The organism is Micromonospora sp. BL4, assembly GCF_003667505.1.
In the GTDB taxonomy this organism is placed as follows: domain Bacteria; phylum Actinomycetota; class Actinomycetes; order Mycobacteriales; family Micromonosporaceae; genus Micromonospora.
Genome location: NZ_RCVJ01000120.1, coordinates 1 through 4,703 on the forward strand (window position 1 = coordinate 1; position 4,703 = coordinate 4,703).

General features: G+C 76.9%; 3 protein-coding genes and 1 pseudogene. All 4 read left to right on the top strand.

Going from position 1 to position 4,703, the window contains the following annotated elements:
• Nucleotides 1-542: pseudogene (locus EAD89_RS30460) on the top strand (hypothetical protein); the annotation flags it as partial.
• A 61-nt stretch (nt 543-603) separates the two neighbouring features.
• A complete protein-coding gene (locus EAD89_RS13870; RefSeq protein ID WP_121675982.1) occupies nt 604-2,574 on the top strand; it encodes a bifunctional adenosylcobinamide kinase/adenosylcobinamide-phosphate guanylyltransferase in 1,971 nt (656 codons plus the stop codon).
• Nucleotides 2,564-3,337: an adenosylcobinamide-GDP ribazoletransferase gene (locus tag EAD89_RS13875; RefSeq protein ID WP_121675983.1), complete on the top strand. Its 774-nt coding sequence runs from the start codon at nt 2,564-2,566 to the stop codon at nt 3,335-3,337. The genes EAD89_RS13870 and EAD89_RS13875 overlap by 11 nt, the downstream gene beginning before the upstream one ends.
• A gap of 66 nt (nt 3,338-3,403) precedes the next feature.
• A complete protein-coding gene (locus EAD89_RS13880; RefSeq protein WP_121675984.1) occupies nt 3,404-4,702 on the top strand; it encodes a DUF2314 domain-containing protein in 1,299 nt (432 codons plus the stop codon).
• Nucleotide 4,703 lies beyond the last annotated feature (1 nt).

Genomic DNA, 4,703 nt, shown 5'->3' on the forward strand with positions numbered 1-4,703 from the left:
GGGTGGCCGCGACCCCGGGGCCCCGATCCAGCGGCACGCCGGGCGCCCGGCGGACCGGCACCGCCGAACCGACCGAGGCCGGCGGCCGGCCCAGCGCGCCGGCCGGCGGCGACCCGGGTCCCCGCACCACCGCGCCGGCCAGCACGCCCACCGGGGCCGCCACTGGCACGCCGACGTCCAGCGGCAGCCCCGCGGGCCGGCCCAACCCGTACACGGCGGCCCAGGTGTGCGGCAGTGGCTACCAGGTGATCGACTCGGTGACGCTGACCGACGGCGACGGTCGCCGGCGCGGCCGGGTCTACCTGCTCTACCACTCGGGCAACGGCAACAACTGCGTGGTCACCCTCAAGGACACCTCGGTCGGCACGAAGTCGGCGGCGTCGGCGTACCTGGAGGTGCAGGGGCGGGCCCGCAGCACCGACAGCGGGTCCTTCGACTACTACGCCGGGCCGGTGCGGACCAGCGCCGCCGGGACGTGCGTCAAGTGGGGCGGCTCCACTGGTGGGGTCAGCTACGGCAGTGGATTCGAGCACTGCGACTGACCGGACCGCGACCGCCCGGGCCGGCAGGCAACGGAACCCCGGGCGGCCTTAAGGTACGGGCATGTCCGTTGACGGGTGGAACACGGTCCTGGTTCTCGGCGGTATCCGGTCCGGCAAGTCCGAGTTCGCTGAGTCCCTGGTCGCCGACGCGCCGGTGGTCCGCTATGTCGCCACCGCCCCGGAGGGCGATCCGGAGGACACCGAGTGGGCGACCAGGCTGGCCGCGCACCGCGCCCGGCGGCCGGGCAGTTGGAGCACCGAGGAGACCGCGGCCGACCCGCGGCGACTGGCCGACGTCCTCGAGTCCGCGCAGCCGAACGAGACGCTGCTCGTGGACGACCTGGGCGGCTGGGTGACGGTGCTGCTCGACCCGGACCATCAGCCCGCCGACGACGTGGCGACCATCGCTGAGCTGGCCGAGGCGATCCGCGCCTGCTCCGCGCGGGTGGTGCTGGTCAGCCCCGAGGTGGGGCTGTCCCTGGTGCCGACCACGCCGCTGGGTCGGGCGTTCACCGACGCGCTCGGCGCGGCCAACCGGGCGGTCGCCGACGCCTGTGACGCGGTGGTGCTGGTGGTCGCCGGCCAGCCGGCCTGGCTGAAGCCGGCCGTGCCGCCCGCGTCCGCCGCCGGCGCCGTGCCGGCCGTGAGCGCCGCCGGAACTGGCCCGGCCGTGAGCGCCGCCGGCGCCGTGCCGGCCGTGACCGGGAGCGCGCCGGTCGGGACCGCGCCGGTCGGAGCGGATCCGGCCGACGTCGAGCCCACCCCCGAGGTGCAGCTGCCGGACGTGCTGACCCACACGCCGCCGGCCGCCCCGAACCAGGAGCCGGGCAACCCGTGGGCCGCGCCGACCATGGCGCTGCCGATGGTGGCCACCGGGCTGGTCATCCAGCCGGGCATGGAGCTGCCGATGCCCGACGAGTACACCGGCCCGCAGGCGGTGGACCGGCTGGCCACGTTGGACGTGCCCGGCGCCGGGCTGGGCGTGCTGGACCGCGTGGTCGCGTTCGCCGCCGCGACGCAGGGCACCGCGACACCGGCCGCCTGGAGCTCCGTGCGGGTGCTGCTGCTGCACGGTGACCACTCCGGCGGGGCGTCGGCCGGCACCGTCGCCGGCGAGTCGGCACGTCGGGCCGGGCAGGCCCGCGCCGGCCAGGGCGCGTTGGCCCGACTGGCCGCCGAGAGTGGCGCCAGCCTCCAGGTGGTGGACACTCCGGCCGCCGCTCCCATGGAGGACCAGCCGGCGCTCACCCCCGAGCAGGTGGAGTCGGCGCTGCGCTACGGCTGGCGTTTGGCCGAGCAGGCCGCCGACGCCGGCGTACAGCTGCTGGTGCTGGCCGCGTGCGGCGCCGGCACCGAGGCCGCCGCCGCGGCGGTGCTGGCGGCCACCGCGGGCGCGGAACCGCCGGCCGTGCTCGGTCGGGTGATCACCAACTCCGGCGAGATCGACGACGCGGCCTGGATGATCCGCTGCGCGGCGGTACGCGACGCGCTGCACCGCACCCGCCGCTCGCCTCGGGGCGCCAAGGACGTGCTGGCCGAGCTGGGCGGCGGCGATGTGGCGGTGGCCACCGGCGTGCTGCTCGGCGCCACCGCCCGCCGGATGCCGGTGCTGCTGGACGGACCGGTCGGGCTGGCCGCCGGCATGGTCAGCCGCGACCTGGCCGGGCAGGCACGGCACTGGTGCCTGCTCGCCGACCACGGCGGTCACCCGGCGGTGCGCCTGGCCGCCGACGTGCTCGGCCTCACCCCGCTGCTCGACCTGCGGCTGGACCTCGGCGAGGGGGCCAACGCGCTGGTCGCGCTGCCGCTGCTGCGCTCGGTGCTGTCCCTGGCCGCCGCGCTGCCGGTCCACCCGTCGCTGGCCGGCGATGGAGAGCCGGGCCAGGGCACCGAGGAGCCGGAGGACACCGAGCCGGAGGACACCGGGCCGGACTACACCGAACCGGACTACACCGAACCGGAGCCGGCCGGGCCGGGCCCGGCCACCACCGGGGCGGACGAACAGCCGGCGACGGGTTGGCGTGCCGGCTGAGTCGCGGCTCGCCGCGGGGGCCCGGCTGGCGGTCACCACGTTCAGCACGTTGCCGGTCCGGGCCGGGCGGATCGACCGCCCGGTGGCCGGCATCGCGATGGCGCTCGCCCCAGCGGTCGGCGCCCTGCTCGGCGCGCTGCTGGCCGGCGTCCTGCTGCTGGCCGGGGCGTTCGCTCCCGCACTGGTGGCCGCCGGTGTGACGGTGGGTGCCGCCGCCCTGCTCACCCGGGGGCTGCACCTGGACGGGCTGGCCGACACCGTGGACGCGCTCGGCTCGTACCGGCGGGGCGCGGCCGCGCTGGAGATCATGAAGAAGCCGGACGTCGGCCCGTTCGGGGTGGTCGCCCTGGTGGTCGTCCTGCTGGTGCAGGCCGCCGCGCTCGCCGAGCTGGCCGGCCGGTCCTGGCCGGCCTGCCTCGCGGCGGTGGTCGCGGCGACCGCCGCCGGCCGGCTGGGTGTGACGGTGGCCTGCCGCCGGGGCGTGCCGGCGGCACGGCCCGACGGGCTGGGCGCGATGGTGGCCGGCACGGTCGGCCCGGTGGCGCTGACCGTCGGCGCGGTCGCCGTCGTGCTGTTGGCGGTGCCCGCGGTGCCGGGCCGTCCGTGGCAGGGGCCGCTGGCCGTCGCCGCCGCGTTCGCCGTCGCGGTGCCGCTGCTGACCCACGTGGTACGCCGGCTCGGCGGCATAACCGGCGACGTGCTCGGCGCGGCCGTCGAGGTGGTCACCACGCTGGTCTACCTGGGTCTGGTGCTGTCCGGCTGAACCCGGCGAGGCGGGCCGGGTAGCGTTCGCCTCGACAGCGCCGGCGCGGCCACCGGGGGAACGAGAATGCTCATCACGGACGACTTCCTGCCCGTACCGGTCCCGGAGTCGCTCAGCGCGACGTACCTGGTGCCGATGTCGGGGCTTCCGAAGGTCAGCCCGAAGACCGCGGTCGCGGCGCTGACCGGCCGGCTGGCCGAGCCGGTGCACGGGCTGGCCCGGCAGATGCTGGACAGCCCGCTGATGAGCGTGGACACCCGGCCGATCGCCGAGTTCCCCGAGCTGCCGCCGGACCTGCTCACCGCGTTCGGCGCCACCGAGGCGCAGCTGGCGCGGCTGGCCGCGGCGACCCACCTGGTGGTGGTGCAGGCCGAGTACCGGCCGGGCTGGCCGCCCGCGCACGAGTGGGCGGCCCGGGCGGTGGCGGCGGCCGTGGCGGAGTCCGTCGACAGCGATGTGGTGGACGTCTTCGGCCTGCAGTTCCTCGACCCGGCGACCGCGCTGCGCTCGCTCCCGGACGAGCAGGGCCGGATCCGGCTGGTGGACTGGGTGCTGGTGCCGTACTCCTCGGACGTGGAGGGGTTGTGGTTCACCACGAAGGGGCTGCGCCGCTTCGGGCTGCTGGAGTTGCAGACCCAGGGGGTGCCCGACCACCTCACCCGGGCCTGGGGCGCGGTGATGACGGGGGCGGCGCGGCGGCTGCTGCGGGACTGGACCGACGGGCTCGCCGGCGAGGAGGTTCCGGCGTTCGTGCAGTTGCCGGTGCTGGCCACGGTCACCGGACACGACATCGCGGTGGCGTACGGCAACCCGGAGCAGCACGGCGCGACGGCCCCGGTGCTGCTGCGCCTGGAGCTGGACCCGGCGACCGACCCGGAGGCCGACTCGTTCCTCAGCCTGCGCCCGCCGGCCGGGCACCCCGGTCCGGACGGGCGCTACTACGCCGCCGCCTGCGCCACGCTGTTCTCCGGGATCCAGCCGGACGTGCGCTACGCCCGCTCCGGCGACGCGATGAGCCGGGCGGTCGCCACCGCCCGGGCCGCGCTGGACGATGCCCGGACCCGGTTCGTCGCCGGCCAGCTGCCGTCCGAGGCGCAACTGGTGGTCAAGTACGGCCTGCCCGGCGACGACGGCCCGGAGTACGTCTGGGCGGGCGTCACCTCGTGGGAGACCCCGGAGCGGATCGTCGGGGTGAGTGCCAGCGACGCCGCCACCGACCCGAGCGTACGGATCGGCGCCCCGGTCGTGGTCGAGGCGACCGACGTCGTCGACTGGGCGGTGCTGGACGCCACCGGCGTGATCGAGGGCGGCTGGACCCAGGCCGTCCTCGACTCCGGCGAACCCCCCACCCCCACCACCCCCTGAC

What these genes read in the sequence shown, in the direction of transcription:
- EAD89_RS13880 (WP_121675984.1), top strand. Translation starts at nt 3,404, where the DNA reads ATGCTCATCACGGACGACTTCCTGCCCGTACCGGTCCCGGAGTCGCTC.
- EAD89_RS13870 (WP_121675982.1), top strand. Translation starts at nt 604, where the DNA reads ATGTCCGTTGACGGGTGGAACACGGTCCTGGTTCTCGGCGGTATCCGG.